Origin of the sequence: Curtobacterium flaccumfaciens pv. betae, from assembly GCF_026241855.1 — a bacterium.
Classification (GTDB): domain Bacteria; phylum Actinomycetota; class Actinomycetes; order Actinomycetales; family Microbacteriaceae; genus Curtobacterium; species Curtobacterium flaccumfaciens.
Window position 1 is genome coordinate 3,349,733 of record NZ_JAPJDC010000001.1, and the last position, 15,753, is coordinate 3,365,485.

Sequence of the window (15,753 nt, forward strand, 5' to 3'; positions counted from 1 at the left end):
CGCCGAGAGGCGCTTCTGCGGCCCGGTCTTTTCATGCCCGGATGCGTTCCGGACTGCTGCACGGCCCCTGGAGGCCCGGTGCGGGTCCGTCCCGCCGCGTGCTCAGTCCAGGCTGTCGCGGCGCCAGAGCGCCGCCGCCTCGGTCAGGTCGGCCGCCAGCTCCGTCAGGCGGAGCGCCCGCGTCGTGAGTTCGCTCGCGCGCTCGGACGCGACCAGGTCCGACTCGTCCGCCACGGCGGTCGCGCCGGCGGCGGTCAGACGACAGAACGACGCCCCGCGGTCGAGCGCCACCGCGAGGTCGCCCGTGTAGAGGCCGTGCAGGATGCGGTCGGCGAGCGTCAGGATCTCGGCCGGGCCCGTCGGTTCCTCGGCACCAGCGACCGCCTGGTCGATCGTGCCGATCTGCGCCGTGCCCCGCTCGAACAGGTACGCGATCTCCTCCGGGTTCTGCCGGATGACGATGCGCACCAGGTACACCCGCCAGAGCGCCCCCGGCAGGGTGTGTGCCCCGACCCGTGCCCACAGCTCCGCGATGGCGTCGATGCCGTGCACGTCGGTGTAGGTGACGAGCCGCTCGACCACGGCGGGGTCCGGGTCTTCGCGCACCCGGTGCAGCAGTGCGTTCGCGGTCTCGTGCGCGACACGGTTCACCAGCGCCGGGTCCTCACCGCCCTGGATGGCGGCGAACTCGGCGTCGGTGAAGTGGACGGGACGGTGGTGATCGCGAGGCACCGCAGCAGTGTAGGCGCGGCCGGTGACACGCCCGCGTCCCGTTCGCCCAGAACGCAACGGCTGCGCCACGCGTACCGTGTTGCGGCAGGGAGGCGCTCCTCCCTGCACGTGAAGGAGAGGATCTTCCATGAACGCCCTGCTCATCATCCTGGCTGTGATCGCAGTCATCCTGCTGTTCGTCGGCGGGTTCGCCGCGAGCCTGAAGTTCCTGCTCTGGGTGGGCATCGTGCTGCTCGTCATCGCGGTCATCGCGTGGCTGCTGCGCTCGCTCACCGGACGTCGGGGCTGACCCGGACCGACGGTTCCTTCCTGGAGGCCCTCACCCGCTAGCCTTGCGGGTGAGGGCCTCTAGCTCAGTTGGTAGAGCACCGGACTTTTAATCCGAGGGTCGTGGGTTCGAGCCCCACGGGGCCCACACCCTCCCGAACGCCGGCTTTTCATCCGAGGGTCGTGGGTTCGAGCCCCACGGGGCCCACACCCTCCCGAACGCCGGCTTTTCATCCGAGGGTCGTGGGTTCGAGCCCCACGGGGCCCACACCTTCGCGAACGCCGCTGTGTCAGGCAGACGCTCCACCGGCGGCGATGCGGATGGCGGTGGACAGGATCGCCCCGGCCGTGGTGCCGGTCGCGACCGTCGGGTGGACGCCGTCGGAGTCAGCCGCACCGGACGCGTAGGTGCCGTCGAGGCGACGGACCGGGAACCAGGGGTCGACGAGCAGCCACCCCCGATCGGCCGTGAACCGCGCGAGGTCGCGGTTGTGGGCAAACCCGCCGGCGGCACGGTCGATGTGGTCGGCGCCGTAGTCGGTGAGGTTGGACGGTGCGACCTGCCCGATGACGACGTGGTCGGCACCGACGACCTCGACGATCGCCGCGATGTTGTCGCGGATGGTCGACCGACCCACGCCGAGGCGGATGTCGTTGGTGCCCACCATGACGACGAGGACGGCGGCATCCACGGGGGCCACGGCGTTCCGCACCGCCGCCGACGTCGCGCCGCTGATGCCGACACCGCTGACGAGCCGCAGATCGGTCCCGGTCAGGAACCGGGTCCAGGAGAACGAGTTCTCGGGGTTGGTGATGCTGTCGCCGGCGTAGGTGACGGTCGTCACGGGAGCTCCCAGGGTCGGTTTCGGTCGCGGGTGTCCAGCCAACCACGCCCAGGACAGCGCTCCGCGTGCCGCCAGCGGTGTTCGCGGACACTCCTCACCGGTCAGCCGAGGTGCGGATCGGGCCGCGTAGAATCCCGGCCGTGGCCCGACGAACCGACGGCGGATGGCCGGACGGTCCCCGTTCGCTGCTGCTCAGACGACGACGCCGGAGGCGACGCCTGGTACCGGCTGTCGCCCTCGGCGCGATGAGCCTCGGCGTCGCCGGGCTCCTCGTCCTGCTCCCGACGGTGTCGGACGCGTGCCAGCCGGATCCGGGAGCGCCGACCGTGTCGGCGAGCGAGGCCGCATCGGCGATCGCCGCCGGCTCGGACGTGCTCATCGTCGGCGACTCGTACACGACCGGGCGAGGCTCGTACGACGGCATGCACGGTTGGGCGCAGGACCTCGTCACGGAACGCGGATGGGACGCCACCATCGACGGCGTGCCCGGGAGCGGCTACGTGAACACCGGAAGGTCGCACTCCTCCGCACGGACCTACATCGCGCGGATCGAACGGCACGCGTCCCTCGATCCCGAGCTGGTCATCGTGCAGGGCAGCCAGAACGACTGGCTCGTCGACGCCGCGACGCTCGAGTCCCGCGTCGAGCAGACCCTGCGAACCGCGGAGCGACAGTGGCCGGACGCGGTCGTGGTGGCGATCGGCCCCTCGGCACCGCAGCCCCGCGCGAAGACCACCGTGGCCATCTCGGCGGCGGTCGCCGCCGGCGCACGAGACGCCCGGGTGCCGTTCATCGATGCGATCGACCGGCAGTGGTTCACGTCGGCCAACAGCGCGAGCTACGCGGCGGGCGACGGGCAGCACCTCAACGACGACGGGTACCGCTACCTGGCCGACAAGATCGACGGGGCGCTCGAGGAACTCACCAGGGCCGGGCCGAGCGAACGCTGCTCCTGACGACGCGACCGGGCGCCGGGGGCCGCGGCACCGGGGTACAAGTCCTCCTCAGCTGGCTCATGGCGGATCCCCTGCGCAGCCCAGCCCGCCCTCAGCGGATTGTTGGCATAGCGCCGATAGTGTCGTTCCCGGATCCGATCGACGGATCCTGCAGCACCGCACCACCACGAACGAACGGGGTACACCGTGATCGAGCCCATCGAAGCCACGCAGACCAGCACCACCGGTGACGCGCGCCGCATCGTCGAGCTCGCAGCAGCGACCAACACGACGATGAGCAACGAGCTCCTGCTCGACACGCTCCGCCGCAACGCCCAGGTCACGACCCGCCACATCCGCAAGGACTTCATCGAGGTCGCCACGGCCACCGCCGTGCTCGGCTACGTCTGCCGGCAGCGCAAGGACTTCATCGCGCTCCGCGGCGACGACCCGGCATGGGCGCACGAGGTCGGCCGGTACGCGACCGAGTCCCTCGCGGTCGAGGCGCTCCGGATGCGCCGCGGCTGACGCCCGGCTCCCGACACGAACGACGAAGGCCCCGCCGGACACCCGGCGGGGCCTTCGTCGTGTCAGCGGTGCGCGCCGACCGGAGTCCTCAGGACCAGACGCGGCGGATCCCCCACGAACCGGTCCAGGTCTCGTCCGGCTCGAGCCAGCGCAGGCCCTCGCCCGAGTTCAGGGCGTTGGCGGGTGCCGTCATCGGTTCGACCGCGACCGCCAGGCCCTTCCCGTCGCCACGCGGGTACTCGCGCGACGTGAAGACCTGCACGTAGGGGAACGAGGCGTCCTGCCAGAGCTCGACCCCGTCGCCCTCGGGCCCGTGCATCGTCGTCCGGCGGATCCCCTCGGCGTCCGGGGTGACGTCCTTGTACGCGGTGTCGAGGTCCGAGTCCCCGGCCCGCCGCCCCTGGCGCAGGTCGTAGGGCGTGCCCTCGACCGGCACCGAACCGTTCGGCACCTTCTGCTCGTCGACGGTGAATGCGGTCGCGGCGTCGAGCGTGACGACCAGGTCGTCGGCGGGGGTGTCACCGGCGCGCAGGTACGGGTGCGCACCGATCGCGAAGGGTGCACGGACGCCCGAACGGTTCGTGACCTCGTGCGTGACGCGGATGCCGTCGTCGACGAGTTCGTGCAGCACGCGCGTCTCGAGGGTGAAGGGCCACCCGTGCTGCGGGTGGATCGTCGCCTCTTGCTGGATCGACGTCTCGGTCTGCGAGACCACCCGGTACGGGGCGAACCGGAGCAGTCCGTGCGACGCGTTGCCGTACTTCGGCTCCGAGACTTCGAGTTGCTGCCGCTTGCCGTCGAGCTCCCACACGCCACCGGCGACACGGTTCGGCCAGGGTGCCAGGACGATCCCGTTCGCCCCCGGCGGCTGCTCGGTCACGGGGAACGGCTCGGTGATGTCGAAGCCGGCGACGCGGAGTTCGCGGATGCCCGCGGCGACCTCGGTGACCACGGCTTCGACGACCCCGTCGGGCCCGGCGTGGTGGAGGCGGTACTGGCCACCCGTGGGTGCTGCGGTCATGGGGTGTTCTTCCTTCCGGCTGGTTCGGTGTGCTGCTCGCCGTCGGCGACGATCACCTGGGCCCCGGCCGCCCGGATCGTGGCGACCGCGGCGGCGTCGGCCTCGGCGGTGACGACGACGTCGATGTCCTCGAGCGCGCGGACGACCCCGATGTGGGCTCGGCCGAACTTCGACCCGTCCGCGACCACGACGGTACGCCGGGCCGTCCCCGCGAGCATCCGCTTGGCCTCGGTCTCGGGCAGGTTCACGTTCGTCAGGCCGTGGTCGACGTCGAGGCCGGTGCCACCGAGGAACACGAGGTCGGCGGCGATCATCGGCAGGACCGCACCGTTGAAGGGCGCGACGAGTGAGTGCTGCAGGGGCCGGAGGGTGCCGCCGGTCACGATCACGGTGAAGCGCGGGACGGCTCGCTCGAGCGCGAGCGCCGTGGTGAGGGAGTTCGTGACGACGGTGACGCCGGTGAGTTCGGTGCGCGCCACGAGCGCCTCGGCGACGGCGGCGGGCGTGGTGCCGACGTCGAGGACGACGCACTCCCCCGGGCGCACCAGCGCCGCCGCCGCACGGCCGATGGCCGCCTTGGCCACCTGGTGCTCGACGGCGGTCTCCTCGAAGGGGCGCTCGGTGGACCCGGCCCCGAGGCGGACCGCACCCCCGTGCACCCGGCGGATCCGCGCCTCCTGGTCGAGGACGGCGAGGTCCTGGCGGACCGTCACCTCGCTGGTGCCGAGGGACGCGGCCAACGCGGCCGTCCGGACCATGCCCGGGGCGCCGTCGACGATCGCGACGATGCGGTCCTGCCGCAGGGGCGCGGGCAGCGCGCCGGCGAGGAAGGAGAGGTCGGCGTCCGTCATGTGGACAGTTTCGCTTGCTTCCGATGTCCTTCGCAACGCTTCGGATCGGCGCTAGGCTGTTCCGGTGATCACCAAGCGCGTGACGAAGCTCGCGGACGGCCGCGACCTCTTCTACTTCGACGACGCCGACTCGACGCTGCCCGCAGAACGCAGCATCGACGAGCGCGTGCTCGACCCGCGGCCCGAGACGGCGCGGATGCGGCAGGACGTCCTGACGGGCGAGTGGGTGTCGATCGCGGCGTCCCGGCAGAACCGGGTGTTCCTGCCGCCGGCCGACCAGGACCCGCTCGCGCCCCAGAGCCCGGCCAACCCGTCCGAGATCCCGAGCCGCTACGACGTCGCCGTGTTCGAGAACCGCTCGCCGTCGTTCGGCCCGCTGCTCGAAGCCGACGACGCTCCCGAGTCGCTCGAGTCCCTGAGCGACGTCGGCCTGAACCGCCAGCTCCGCTCGGTCGGCCGGTGCGAGGTCGTGTGCTTCTCGCCCGAGACCTCCGGGTCCTTCGCCTCCATCTCCGAGTCGCGTGCCCGCACCGTCGTCGAAGCCTGGGCCGACCGCACCGCCGCACTCTCCGCGATGCCGGGCATCCAGCAGGTGTTCCCCTTCGAGAACCGGGGCGAGGCGATCGGCGTCACGCTGCACCACCCGCACGGACAGATCTACTCGTACCCGTACATCACCCCGCGCACCCAGCGACTGCTCGCGAGCATCGAACGGTTCGGCCCGGACCTGTTCGAGCAGCACCTGGCGAACGAGCGGGGTTCCGAGCGGGTCGTCCTCGCCGGCGAGCACTTCACCGCCTTCGTCCCGTTCGCCGCGCGCTGGCCCATCGAGATCCACATGCTGCCGCACCGTCACGTCCCCGACTTCGCCGGCCTGACCGACGCCGAGAAGGACGAGCTGGCGCACATGCACCTCCGGCTCACCCGTGGGCTCGACGCGCTCTACGGCGACCCGACGCCGTACATCGCCGCGTGGCACCAGGCACCGGTGCACACCGCCCGCGACACCGTGCGGCTGATGCTGCAGATCACCTCGCCGCGACGTGCGGCGGACAAGTTGAAGTTCCTGGCCGGCAGCGAAGCCGCCATGGGCGCCTGGATCGGGGACCTCGTGCCCGAGAAGGCGGCCGAGTTCATCCGACAGGGAGTCGAGCGCGCATGACGTTCCAGCAGGTCTACGGGTACGAGCCGACGGTGCGGTACTCCGCCCCGGGTCGCGTCAACCTGATCGGTGAGCACACCGACTACAACGACGGTTACGTGCTGCCCTTCGCGATCGACCGTCGCACCACCGCCTCCATCGCGCAGCGCGACGACCGGACGATCCGCGTCGCCTCCGCCTTCGACGCCACGAGCGAGCCGGTGGCGCTGTCCCTCGACGACCTGTCGCCCGAGGCCATGAGCGGCTGGTCGGCCTACGTCCTCGGCATCGCCTGGGCCCTGCGCGAGCAGGCCGGTGCCGATCTGGGCGACAAGACCGGGTTCGACGTCTTCATCGAGTCCGACGTCCCGGTCGGCGCCGGCCTGTCGTCCAGCGCGGCGATCGAGTGCGGTGTCGCGCTGGCGTTCAACGACCTGTGGGAACTCGGCCTCGACCGGAAGACCCTGGCGCGCGTCGGGCAGTACTCGGAGAACCACGCCGTCGGTGCCCCCACCGGGATCATGGACCAGTCCGCCTCGCTGCTCGGCGAGCAGGACGCCGTCGTGTTCCTCGACTGCCGCACGCTCGACACCGCCGTCGTCGACCTGGCGCTCGAGGCGAACGGGCTCGAGGTCCTGGTCATCGACACCCGCGTCGAGCACGCCCACGCGACCGGTGGCTACGCGGCTCGTCGGGCCTCGTGCGAGAAGGGTGCGCGGGTGCTCGGTGTCGAAGCGCTGCGTGACGTCAGCGTCGAGGACCTCCCTCGTGCGCAGGAGCTCCTGGACGACGAGACCTTCCGCCGCGTTCGGCACATCGTGACCGAGGACCAGCGCGTCCTCGACACCGTCCGCACGCTGCGCGAACAGGGCCCCCGGGCGATCGGTTCCCTGCTCGTCGCGTCGCACGAGTCGATGCGCGACGACTTCGAGATCTCCGTGCCGGAGCTCGACCTGGCCGTCGCCACGGCGGTCGAGCACGGTGCCGTCGGCGCCCGCATGACCGGGGGTGGGTTCGGCGGCGCGGCGATCGCCCTGGTCGACCAGGAGTCGCGCGGTGTGATCACCGCCGCCGTCACCGCTGCCTTCGCCGACGCCGGGTACCGCGAGCCGAACGTGTTCACGGTGCACGCCGCGCAGGGCGCCCGGCGCGACTGACGGCGCGCGCGGCCGCTCGCGCGCTCGACGTTTCGCGCTCAGCGACAGCTCGCGCGGCGATCAGCCCGTGGGCTGTCGCTCAGCGCGAAAGAACGGCAGCACCCCGACAGCCGCGACCGCGCGCGTCCGCCTACTCAGCCGAGGTAGTCCGCGTACCGGACGTACTCCACGACGTTCCCGAGCACGAACGGGTGCGTCCGACCGTGCTCCACGGCCCACTCCACCCACGCGGTCTGCGCCGGCATGAGCAGCCACACCACGACGGTCGTCCCGAGCACGGCAGCCAGGGTCAGGCCCATCACGGTGTGCTCGTCGAAACGGGCTGCACCACGGCGGGCGATCGCGACGGCGAACCCGGCGACCGCGAACCCCACCGTCGCGAGCGTCCACCCGAACCAGGGGCCCGACGTGAACGTGTACTCCTGGCCGGCGTGCGCGAGTGTCATCGACCAGGTCGACCCCGGAGCCTGGAACAGCACGCAGAGCGCCACGATGACGATCAGCCACCGGGCGTCCTTGGTCAGTTGCGACGGCTCGGGCCGGGGTCGCATCACCGGCGCCGTCTGCAGTCGTTCGTCCCCCATGCCGCGACCGTAGCACCGGCGGAGTGCACTTCGTGAGCAGCAATGGTCGGGTGCGATGACGCAACCCGACCATTGCTGCACACAATCGGCACGCGAGAGCCAGCGCGCTACGACAGCTGGCGCTCGGCGGCCTCGACGACGTTCTTCATGAGCATGGCGCGGGTCATCGGCCCGACGCCACCGGGAGTCGGCGACAGGAAGCCCGCGACCGATGCGACCGCGGGGTCGACGTCGCCGTGCAGCTTCGCCTTGCCGGTCTCCTCGTTGACGACGCGGGTGATCCCCACGTCGATGACGGCGGCACCGGGCTGCACCCAGTCGGGCTTGACGAGCCCGGCGACCCCGGCCGCGGCGACGATGATGTCGGCACGACGGCACTCCGCGGCGACGTCCGCGGTCAGCGAGTGCGTCAGGGTCGCGGTCGCCTCGAGCCGCGTGAGCAGCAGGCCGAGCGGCCGTCCGACGGTCAGCCCCTGCCCGATGATCGTCACGTGCGCACCACGGATGGGGATCTCGTACGCGTCGAGCATCGCGACGATGCCCCGAGGGGTGCACGGCAGCGGTGCGTCGATCGTGCCGGCACCACCGGGCACGGCGAGCACCAGCTCGCCGAGGTTCGTCGGGTGCAGGCCGTCGGCGTCCTTCGCCGGGTCCATCAGCTCGAGCATCGGCGTCGGGTCGATGCCCTGCGGCAGCGGGAGCTGCACGATGAACGCGGTGACCCGGGGGTCGTCGTTCATCTGCAGGATCGCGGCCCGGATGTCGGCAGCGGACGCCGTCTCGGGCAGGTCGATGCGGTGCGAGTCGAGCCCGATCGACGCCGAGTCGCGGTGCTTGCCCGCGACGTAGGACATCGAGCCGGGGTTCGAACCGACCATGATCGTGCCGAGGCCCGGACGGATGCCGTGCTCGTGCAGGCGGTCGATCCGGCCCCGGAGTTCGTCGAGCGTCCGGGCGGCGAGGGCCGTGCCGTCGATGCGGACGGCACTGCCCTCACCGGCCCAGAGCTCGCGCGGGAGCGCCGCGCTGACCGAACCGCTCACGCGTAGAGCGGGAACGCGTCGGTCAGGACCTTCACGCGGGCCGAGAGCGCTGCGACGTCCGGGTTCGGCATGAGGGTCAGCGCGATGATGTCGGCCACCTCGGTGAACTCGGCGTCGCCGAAGCCGCGGGTCGCCAGCGCCGAGGTGCCGATGCGGACACCCGAGGTGACCATCGGCGGGCGCGGGTCGAACGGCACGGAGTTGCGGTTCACGGTGATGCCGACCTCGTGCAGCAGGTCTTCGGCCTGCTTGCCGTCGACCTCGGACGCGCGCAGGTCGACGAGCACCAGGTGCACGTCGGTGCCGCCGGTGAGCACGTCGATGCCCGCGGCCTTGGCGTCGTCAGCGGTCAGGCGGGCGGCGAGGGCCTGGGCGCCACGGATCGTGCGCTCCTGACGGTCCTTGAACTCCGGGGTGCCGGCGAGCAGGAACGCGGTGGCCTTCGCGGCGATCACGTGCATGAGCGGGCCGCCCTGCTGGCCCGGGAAGACCGCGGAGTTGAGCTTCTTGAACAGGGTCTCGTCGTTCGACAGGATGATGCCCGAGCGGGGGCCGCCCAGGGTCTTGTGGACCGTCGACGAGACGACGTGGGCGTGCGGGACCGGGGACGGGTGCAGACCGGCGGCGACGAGGCCGGCGAAGTGCGCCATGTCGACCCAGAGCTTCGCGCCGACCTCGTCCGCGATCTCGCGGAACTTCGCGAAGTCGAGCTGGCGCGGGTAGGCGGACCAACCGGCGATCAGGACCTTCGGCTGGTGCTCGATGGCCTTCGCGCGGATGTCGTCGTAGTCGACCTCGAACGTCTCGGGGTCGACGCCGTACGCCACGGCGTTGTAGATGCGGCCGGAGAAGTTGAGCTTCATGCCGTGGGTCAGGTGCCCGCCGTGCGCGAGCTCGAGGCCGAGGATGGTGTCGCCGGCCGAGGCGATGGCGTGCAGGACAGCGGCGTTCGCCGTCGCGCCGGAGTGCGGCTGCACGTTCGCGTACTCGGCACCGAAGAGCGCCTTGGCACGGTCGATGGCGAGCTGCTCGGCGACGTCGACGTACTCGCAGCCGCCGTAGTAGCGCTTGCCCGGGTAGCCCTCGGCGTACTTGTTGGTGAGCACGGAGCCCTGCGACTCGAGCACGGCGCGCGGCACGAAGTTCTCGGACGCGATCATCTCGAGGGTGTCGCGCTGGCGGCCGAGCTCCTGCTGCAGGACGGCGGCGATCTCGGGGTCGACCTCGGTGAGCGGGGCGTTGAACGCGGCGCGGGCGGCGGCCTGCTCGGCCACCTCGGCCGAGTCGGAGACGAACGGGGGCAGATCGGCAATGGACACGGGACTCCTACGGTGTGCGGACGACCAGCTGGTCGCACTCGGACGGTCGGTCGGTGCAGCCCAGGCGTACGGCCGCGCACCGTGTCTTTGTCGCTCCCCGATGGTGACCCATCCAACGCCAGTCGCGACCTGACGATCGTACCGAGCGACCCCGCCCTGTGTCACCCTGGATGCATGACGCTGCTCTCGCCCGACGTGGACGAACGGACCACCACGGACGAACGGACCAGTGCGCGGTCGGACACCCCGTGGGTCACGGTGGTGTGGGACGACCCGGTGAACCTGATGTCGTACGTCACCTACGTCTTCCAGCGGCACTTCGGGTTCTCGCGCGAGCAGGCCGAGCGACTCATGCACCAGGTGAACGACGACGGACGGGCGATCGTGGCGTCGGGCCCGCGCGAATCGATGGAGGCCCACGTGCAGTCCATGCACGGCTACGGGCTGCAGGCGACCGTCGACAAGGCCCCCGAAGCGTGATCCCGTTCGTCCGCCGCGCCGACGGCGTCCACCTCGGCCTGTCCTCCGGCGAGCGCGACCTGCTCGTCTCGCTCACCGAACAACTGCGGCAGGTGCTCGACGGCGACCTGTCCACCGATCCGATCAGCGAGCGGATGTTCCCGGACGCCTACCCCGGTGATGACGAGGCGAGCGCGGAGTTCCGGAAGTACACGCAGTCCGACCTGCTCACGCAGAAGACGACGAACGCCTCGATCGTGCACGACTGGCTGACGGGCACCCGCGACGGTTCGCTCGACGCCGAGGACGAGCAGGCGTGGCTCCGCACCCTCACCGACCTGCGGCTGACGATCGCCGACCGGCTGGGCATCGAGGACGCCGACGACGAGGAGCGCTCCGTCGAGGCCGACGCGGGCGTCGGCCTGCGCGACGTCTACGACTGGCTCGGCTACGTGCAGGAGCACCTGGTCGTGACGCTCACGTCGCGCTGACGGCCCACGGCCTGGAGGCCCGGATCACCTCCGGCGCGACGGGTCACCCCAGCAGGTCGTCGCGGTGGGCTCGCGCCCAGTCGGTCAGGCTCCGGGGTGCGGAGCCGGTGATGCGCAGGACGTCGTCACTCATCACGTCGACGCCGTCGAGGCCGCGTCGGACGACCCGGCCGAACTGCTGCCGGAGCCCCTCGGCCTGCCAGGCGGGCACCCCGCTCAGGCGGAGCACACCGGCGTAGACCCGGCTCGGCAGGTGCAGGGCGCGCACGGGTCGGCCGAGCCCGGCTGTGAGCGCGGCGGCGACACCCCGCGCGTCGAGCAGGTCCGGCCCGGTGAGCACCGGTTCGGTGCCGTCGTGGCCGTCCTCCGTCAGCACCCGGGCGGCGGTCCGGGCGATGTCCTCGGTGTCGATCCAGCCGATCACCCCGCGGCCCGTGGTGTGCGGGAACCACCCCCGTCGGATCGCGGGCGCCGAGGGCTGCACGTTCGTCATGAACGACGAGGGGTGCAGGATCGTCCACGCCAGCCCGCTCTCGCGCACCATCCGGTCGATGTGCCAGGCGGCGCTCGCCCACGACATCGGGGAGTGCTCGGCGGCGTCCCCGCCCGACAGCTGCACGATCCGGCCGACCCCGGCCCGCTGCGCCGCACGGACCCCGGTGGTGCCCTGCTCGCGCTGCCGCTGGCTGACCGGCGTCACGAGGAAGAACCGGTCGACCCCGTCGAGCGCCGCGGTGAGCGCGTCCTCGTCGTCCAGGTCGGCCAGGCGGCCGTCGATGCCCCGCGCCCGGAGCGCGTCGACCTGCTCGGGTCGTCGGACCACGGCTCGCACCGTCACCCCTGCCGTCCGCAGCAGCTCCGCCGTCTTGCCCCCGACGTCCCCGGTCACGCCGGTGACCGCCACGATCTCGCCCATGTCTGCTCCTCGTTCCACTGACCGGTTCTGGTATCAGTTTCCTGATACGTGAACGTACGCCGGTACGATCGCCCCGTGCCCCAGGAACTCCCAGCCCCGCGTGACGACGTCGACGGCATCGTGGCCTGGACGGTGATCCGGGCCGCACGGACGCTCTCCCGCCGACTCGCGGCCGAGCTGGCGCCGCTCGGGTTGACACCCGTCGAGTTCGGGGCGCTCATCCAGCTCGCAGCGGCCGGCGAGCTCAGCCAGGCCGACCTGGCGCGGGCGGTCGGCGTCCGACCGCAGAGCATGACGACGCTCGTCGGGGGGCTCTCGACGCGGGGACTCGTGGAGCGGGGTGCTGCACCGGGCCGGGGACGGGCCTCCAGGATGCGACTGACCGACCAGGGCGAGGCGCTGCTGGCACGCGCCCACCCGATCGTCCGGGCGAGCAACGCGTGGTTCGGCGACGGCGCGGAACCGATCTCGGCGACCCTGCTCCCGCTGCTCGAGCCGGACGCGGGCGACGACGGTCCCGCCGTTCCCTGACCGGTATCGGAAGGAAAACTTGCAAGGTGGACTGGTGACGGACTAGCCTCCGGGGCGTGACCGACGCACCGGAGACCGACCCGACCGACCTGGCCGACGCCGTGCTGACGATGCACGGACGACTGCGGCGGTCGTTGCTGGCCTCGAAGTCGGACGACGTCACGGCGTCACAGACCGCCGCCCTCGGACGCCTGCTGCGGCACGGGCCGGCCACCATCGCCGACCTGGCGCGAGCCGAGGGTGTCCGACCGCAGTCGATGGGCGCGACCGTCCAGGCCCTGGTCGACCTCGGTCTGGCCGAGCGGCAGGCCGACCCGACGGACGGCCGGCGGGCGATCGTCAGCGCGACGGCGGCCGGCCGGGACGCGCGCCAGACCGCCTGGGCCGCGCGGAACCACGAGCTCGCCGAGCGGCTCGCGACCCTGCCCGAGGTGGACCGCCGCGTCGTCGCGCGGGCGATGGACCTGCTCGGGCCGATCGTCGATCCCTGACCCGCACCCCTCGCCCAGTCCTGCAACCGGAAGAAGCGCTCTCACGTCCACCACCACCACGATCCCCGACACGACCACGGCCAGCGGCTTCGGTCCGAAGCTCCTCATCCCGGTGCTCGTCGGGCCCCTGCTCAACCCGATCAACACCACGATGGTGTCGGTCGCCCTCACCCCGATCTCCCGCGACCTGGGCATCGGTGCGGCGCAGGCGATCTGGCTCGTCGCGGCCCTGTACCTGGCGAGTGCGATCGCGCAGCCCACGATGGGCAAGCTCGCCGACCGGTTCGGCCCGAAGAAGGTGTTCCTGACCGGGCTCGTCATCGTCGGGATCGCCGGGGTGGTGCCCGAGGTCCTGACCGGGTTCGGCGGCGCCGTGTTCGCCCGGGTGCTCATCGGCATCGGGACGTCGTCGGCGTACCCGGCGGCGCTCACCACGCTCCGGCAGCACTCCGCCCGGATCGGGAAGCCGACGCCGCCGCTCGTGCTCGGGGCGCTGTCGATCACGTCGCTCGTGTCCGCCGCCGCCGGCCCACCGCTCGGCGGGGCGCTCATCGCCGCGTTCGGCTGGCACGCGATCTTCCTGGTGAACGTGCCGCTCGCGGTGTTCGGCATCGTCGTGGCGACGCTCTGGCTGCCGTCCGACCGGCTGCGTCCGCGCGACGACGCCGACCTGCCGGTGCTGCAGGCGCTCGACCCGCTCGGCATGGTGCTGATGACCGGGACCGTCTCGGCGCTGCTCGTCTTCCTGCTCGACCTGTCCGCCGGGCTGTGGTGGCTGCTCGCGGTGGCCGTCGTGTTGCTCGGCGCCCTGGTGGCGTGGGAGCTCCGGGCCGTGCGACCGTTCGTCGACGTGCGGCTGCTCGCCCGGAACGGCGCGTTGTCCCGCACGTACGGCCGCCTGTTCCTGACGTACCTGCTCGCCTACACGATGACGTACGGGTTCTCGCAGTGGGTGCAGGACGTCGCGGGTTACCCGAGCGACGTCGCCGGGTACATCCAGCTGCCGGCCGCGATCGTCGCCGGGGTGGCCTCGTTCGTCGTCGCACGGAAGACCGCGATCCGCGGGCCACTCGTCGTCGCCGCGCTGGTGCCGATCCTCGGCGGTGTACTCCTGCTCTTCCTGCACACCGGGTCGCCCGTCGTCCTGCTCGCCCTGGCCCCGGCGCTGTTCGGGGTGCCGCAGGCCCTGGCGTCGGTGTCGAACCAGGCGGCGCTGTACCGGCTCGTCCCCGCGGAGTACATCGGCACCGCGGCCGGGCTGTCCCGCACCGCGGTGTACATCGGGGCGATCGCGGCGTCCTCGCTGATCGGCGGCGTGTTCGGCCAGGCCCCGACGACGCCGGACCTGCACGTGCTGGCATGGGTGATCCTCGGCGTCGCGGTACTCCTGACCGTGCTGACCCTGGCCGACCGTCGCCTGCGTGACGCCGACGCACCGGCCCTTGCGCCCGCGCCCGCGCCCGACGCCACCGCCGCTGCGCCTGACGCTTCGTGAGCAGGAACGGTCGGGTCACCGCTGCCCACTCGACCGTTCCTGCTCACGAAGCACATCTCCCGCGGCCGGTACCCTGATCCGGTGACCGACCCGACCCCCACGCACTGGACCCTGACGCTCGTCTGCGACGACCAGCCCGGGATCGTGCACGCCGTCTCCGGAGCGATCGTCGCCGCCCAGGGCAACATCACCGAGTCGCAGCAGTTCTCCAGCGCCGACACGAACACGTTCTTCATGCGCCTGCAGGTGATGGCGCCGGTGGACCGCGCCGCCTTCGAGGCAGCGCTCGCCCCCGTCGCCGCCCGCTACGACGCCCGCGTCCAGCTCGACGTCGTCGGGCGTCCGCTGCGCACCCTCGTGCTGGTGTCGAAGGCGGGCCACTGCCTGAACGACCTGCTCTACCGGCAGCGCGGCGGACAGCTGCCGATCGAGGTCCCCCTCGTGCTGTCGAACCACGCGGACCTGTCCGAGCTCGCCGCGTTCTACTCCGTACCGTTCGAGCACCGCCCGGTCACCGACGCCGATTCGAAGGAGCAGATGGAGCGACGCGTGCTGCAGGCGGTGGAGGAGCACGACATCGAGCTCGTGGTCCTCGCGCGCTACATGCAGATCCTGTCGCCCGAGCTCTGCGCCGCGCTCGAGGGCCGTGCCGTGAACATCCACCACTCGTTCCTGCCCGGCTTCAAGGGCGCGAACCCGTACCGGCAAGCGCACGCCCGCGGGGTGAAGCTCATCGGTGCGACCGCGCACTTCGTGACGAGCGACCTCGACGAGGGCCCGATCATCGAGCAGAACGTCGTCCGCGTCGACCACACCAAGGAACCGGCCGAGCTGGTGTCCATCGGGCAGGACGAGGAGTCCCGCACGCTCACCCAGGCGGTGCGCTGGATCGCGGAGGACCGCGTCCTGCTCGACGGCGCCCGCACCATCATCTTCAAGTAGGCAGC

At 71.7% G+C, this 15,753-nt stretch carries 19 protein-coding genes, 1 tRNA gene and 1 riboswitch; of the genes, 12 read left to right on the forward strand and 8 right to left on the reverse strand.

The features are described 5' to 3' along the window. Positions 1–102: 102 nt before the first annotated feature. Entirely contained in the window at positions 103–732 is a 630-nt protein-coding gene (locus ORG17_RS15715) for a hypothetical protein (RefSeq protein WP_027466634.1), read from the reverse strand. A 127-nt stretch (positions 733–859) separates the two neighbouring features. Between ORG17_RS15715 and ORG17_RS15720 the strand changes: the two genes are divergently transcribed. Both ORG17_RS15720 and ORG17_RS15725 read left to right on the forward strand, forming a co-directional pair. After that, the gene (locus ORG17_RS15720; protein ID WP_138801981.1) at positions 860–1,021 is read left to right on the forward strand and encodes a DUF2207 domain-containing protein; all 162 of its coding nucleotides are present in this window, start codon (positions 860–862) and stop codon (positions 1,019–1,021) included. A gap of 53 nt (positions 1,022–1,074) precedes the next feature. Next, a tRNA-Lys gene (locus ORG17_RS15725) sits at positions 1,075–1,147 on the forward strand. A gap of 142 nt (positions 1,148–1,289) precedes the next feature. On the opposite strand, the gene ORG17_RS15730 is transcribed toward ORG17_RS15725, so the two are convergent. Continuing rightward, positions 1,290–1,844, reverse strand: coding sequence for an SGNH/GDSL hydrolase family protein (locus tag ORG17_RS15730; protein WP_214526263.1), 555 nt, complete (start codon positions 1,842–1,844; stop codon positions 1,290–1,292). Between the two features lie 140 nt (positions 1,845–1,984). Between ORG17_RS15730 and ORG17_RS15735 the strand changes: the two genes are divergently transcribed. Together ORG17_RS15735 and ORG17_RS15740 are read left to right on the forward strand one after the other, a co-directional pair. After that, positions 1,985–2,800 carry an SGNH/GDSL hydrolase family protein gene (locus ORG17_RS15735; RefSeq protein ID WP_214526262.1) on the forward strand — a complete coding sequence of 272 codons (816 nt, stop codon included), beginning with the start codon at positions 1,985–1,987 and terminating at the stop codon, positions 2,798–2,800. Positions 2,801–2,986: 186 nt separating this feature from the next. Continuing rightward, positions 2,987–3,307, forward strand: a complete 321-nt coding sequence (locus ORG17_RS15740) for a hypothetical protein (protein ID WP_027466636.1) — start codon at positions 2,987–2,989, stop codon at positions 3,305–3,307. Positions 3,308–3,395: 88 nt separating this feature from the next. Here ORG17_RS15740 and ORG17_RS15745 read toward each other — a convergent pair whose 3' ends face one another. Together ORG17_RS15745 and ORG17_RS15750 are read right to left on the reverse strand one after the other, a co-directional pair. Further along, positions 3,396–4,328 carry an aldose 1-epimerase family protein gene (locus ORG17_RS15745; RefSeq protein ID WP_214526261.1) on the reverse strand — a complete coding sequence of 311 codons (933 nt, stop codon included), beginning with the start codon at positions 4,326–4,328 and terminating at the stop codon, positions 3,396–3,398. Beyond that, the gene (locus ORG17_RS15750) at positions 4,325–5,179 is read right to left on the reverse strand and encodes a DeoR/GlpR family DNA-binding transcription regulator (RefSeq protein ID WP_027466638.1); all 855 of its coding nucleotides are present in this window, start codon (positions 5,177–5,179) and stop codon (positions 4,325–4,327) included. Before ORG17_RS15750 ends, ORG17_RS15745 begins: the two co-directional genes overlap by 4 nt. A 64-nt stretch (positions 5,180–5,243) precedes the next feature. Between ORG17_RS15750 and galT the strand changes: the two genes are divergently transcribed. Together galT and galK are read left to right on the forward strand one after the other, a co-directional pair. Then, positions 5,244–6,341 (forward strand): galactose-1-phosphate uridylyltransferase, encoded by a 1,098-nt coding sequence (gene galT, locus ORG17_RS15755; protein ID WP_027466639.1) that lies wholly within the window; start codon positions 5,244–5,246, stop codon positions 6,339–6,341. After that, complete coding sequence (galK, locus tag ORG17_RS15760) at positions 6,338–7,477, forward strand: galactokinase (RefSeq protein ID WP_071245346.1); 1,140 nt, start codon at positions 6,338–6,340, stop codon at positions 7,475–7,477. Before galT ends, galK begins: the two co-directional genes overlap by 4 nt. Before the next feature lie 134 nt (positions 7,478–7,611). On the opposite strand, the gene ORG17_RS15765 is transcribed toward galK, so the two are convergent. The 3 genes from ORG17_RS15765 to glyA all read right to left on the reverse strand — a co-directional run bounded on the left by ORG17_RS15765 (position 7,612) and on the right by glyA (position 10,378). Next, a complete protein-coding gene (locus ORG17_RS15765; protein ID WP_214526260.1) occupies positions 7,612–8,061 on the reverse strand; it encodes a hypothetical protein in 450 nt (149 codons plus the stop codon). Positions 8,062–8,168: 107 nt separating this feature from the next. Beyond that, the gene (locus tag ORG17_RS15770; protein WP_111091219.1) at positions 8,169–9,104 is read right to left on the reverse strand and encodes a tetrahydrofolate dehydrogenase/cyclohydrolase catalytic domain-containing protein; all 936 of its coding nucleotides are present in this window, start codon (positions 9,102–9,104) and stop codon (positions 8,169–8,171) included. After that, positions 9,101–10,378 (reverse strand): serine hydroxymethyltransferase, encoded by a 1,278-nt coding sequence (gene glyA, locus ORG17_RS15775; protein WP_017888107.1) that lies wholly within the window; start codon positions 10,376–10,378, stop codon positions 9,101–9,103. Before glyA ends, ORG17_RS15770 begins: the two co-directional genes overlap by 4 nt. A gap of 96 nt (positions 10,379–10,474) precedes the next feature. Next, a riboswitch (ZMP/ZTP riboswitch) is annotated at positions 10,475–10,559 on the reverse strand. Positions 10,560–10,597: 38 nt separating this feature from the next. Here glyA and clpS point away from each other — a divergent pair. Both clpS and ORG17_RS15785 read left to right on the forward strand, forming a co-directional pair. Next, positions 10,598–10,903 (forward strand): ATP-dependent Clp protease adapter ClpS, encoded by a 306-nt coding sequence (clpS, locus tag ORG17_RS15780; RefSeq protein ID WP_027466643.1) that lies wholly within the window; start codon positions 10,598–10,600, stop codon positions 10,901–10,903. Beyond that, positions 10,900–11,373: a DUF2017 family protein gene (locus tag ORG17_RS15785; protein ID WP_214526259.1), complete on the forward strand. Its 474-nt coding sequence runs from the start codon at positions 10,900–10,902 to the stop codon at positions 11,371–11,373. The genes clpS and ORG17_RS15785 overlap by 4 nt, the downstream gene beginning before the upstream one ends. Positions 11,374–11,416: 43 nt before the next feature. Here ORG17_RS15785 and ORG17_RS15790 read toward each other — a convergent pair whose 3' ends face one another. Further along, positions 11,417–12,289: an NmrA family NAD(P)-binding protein gene (locus tag ORG17_RS15790; RefSeq protein ID WP_214526258.1), complete on the reverse strand. Its 873-nt coding sequence runs from the start codon at positions 12,287–12,289 to the stop codon at positions 11,417–11,419. Between the two features lie 75 nt (positions 12,290–12,364). Here ORG17_RS15790 and ORG17_RS15795 point away from each other — a divergent pair, with 75 nt between their 5' ends. The 4 genes from ORG17_RS15795 (at position 12,365) to purU (ending at position 15,748) form a co-directional block, all read left to right on the forward strand. After that, complete coding sequence (locus tag ORG17_RS15795) at positions 12,365–12,820, forward strand: MarR family winged helix-turn-helix transcriptional regulator (RefSeq protein ID WP_214526257.1); 456 nt, start codon at positions 12,365–12,367, stop codon at positions 12,818–12,820. Between the two features lie 56 nt (positions 12,821–12,876). Continuing rightward, positions 12,877–13,311: a MarR family winged helix-turn-helix transcriptional regulator gene (locus ORG17_RS15800; protein ID WP_214526256.1), complete on the forward strand. Its 435-nt coding sequence runs from the start codon at positions 12,877–12,879 to the stop codon at positions 13,309–13,311. Between the two features lie 112 nt (positions 13,312–13,423). Further along, positions 13,424–14,806: an MFS transporter gene (locus ORG17_RS15805; RefSeq protein WP_214526255.1), complete on the forward strand. Its 1,383-nt coding sequence runs from the start codon at positions 13,424–13,426 to the stop codon at positions 14,804–14,806. A gap of 81 nt (positions 14,807–14,887) precedes the next feature. Next, complete coding sequence (gene purU / locus ORG17_RS15810; RefSeq protein ID WP_071245357.1) at positions 14,888–15,748, forward strand: formyltetrahydrofolate deformylase; 861 nt, start codon at positions 14,888–14,890, stop codon at positions 15,746–15,748. Positions 15,749–15,753: the final 5 nt, after the last annotated feature.

Excerpts from the sequence above, each read along its gene's own strand:
- clpS (WP_027466643.1), top strand. The coding sequence starts at position 10,598 with ATGACGCTGCTCTCGCCCGACGTGGACGAACGGACCACCACGGACGAA.
- galK (WP_071245346.1), top strand. The coding sequence starts at position 6,338 with ATGACGTTCCAGCAGGTCTACGGGTACGAGCCGACGGTGCGGTACTCC.
- ORG17_RS15745 (WP_214526261.1), bottom strand. The coding sequence starts at position 4,328 with ATGACCGCAGCACCCACGGGTGGCCAGTACCGCCTCCACCACGCCGGG.
- ORG17_RS15750 (WP_027466638.1), bottom strand. The coding sequence starts at position 5,179 with ATGACGGACGCCGACCTCTCCTTCCTCGCCGGCGCGCTGCCCGCGCCC.
- ORG17_RS15765 (WP_214526260.1), bottom strand. The coding sequence starts at position 8,061 with ATGGGGGACGAACGACTGCAGACGGCGCCGGTGATGCGACCCCGGCCC.
- ORG17_RS15720 (WP_138801981.1), top strand. The coding sequence starts at position 860 with ATGAACGCCCTGCTCATCATCCTGGCTGTGATCGCAGTCATCCTGCTG.
- ORG17_RS15790 (WP_214526258.1), bottom strand. The coding sequence starts at position 12,289 with ATGGGCGAGATCGTGGCGGTCACCGGCGTGACCGGGGACGTCGGGGGC.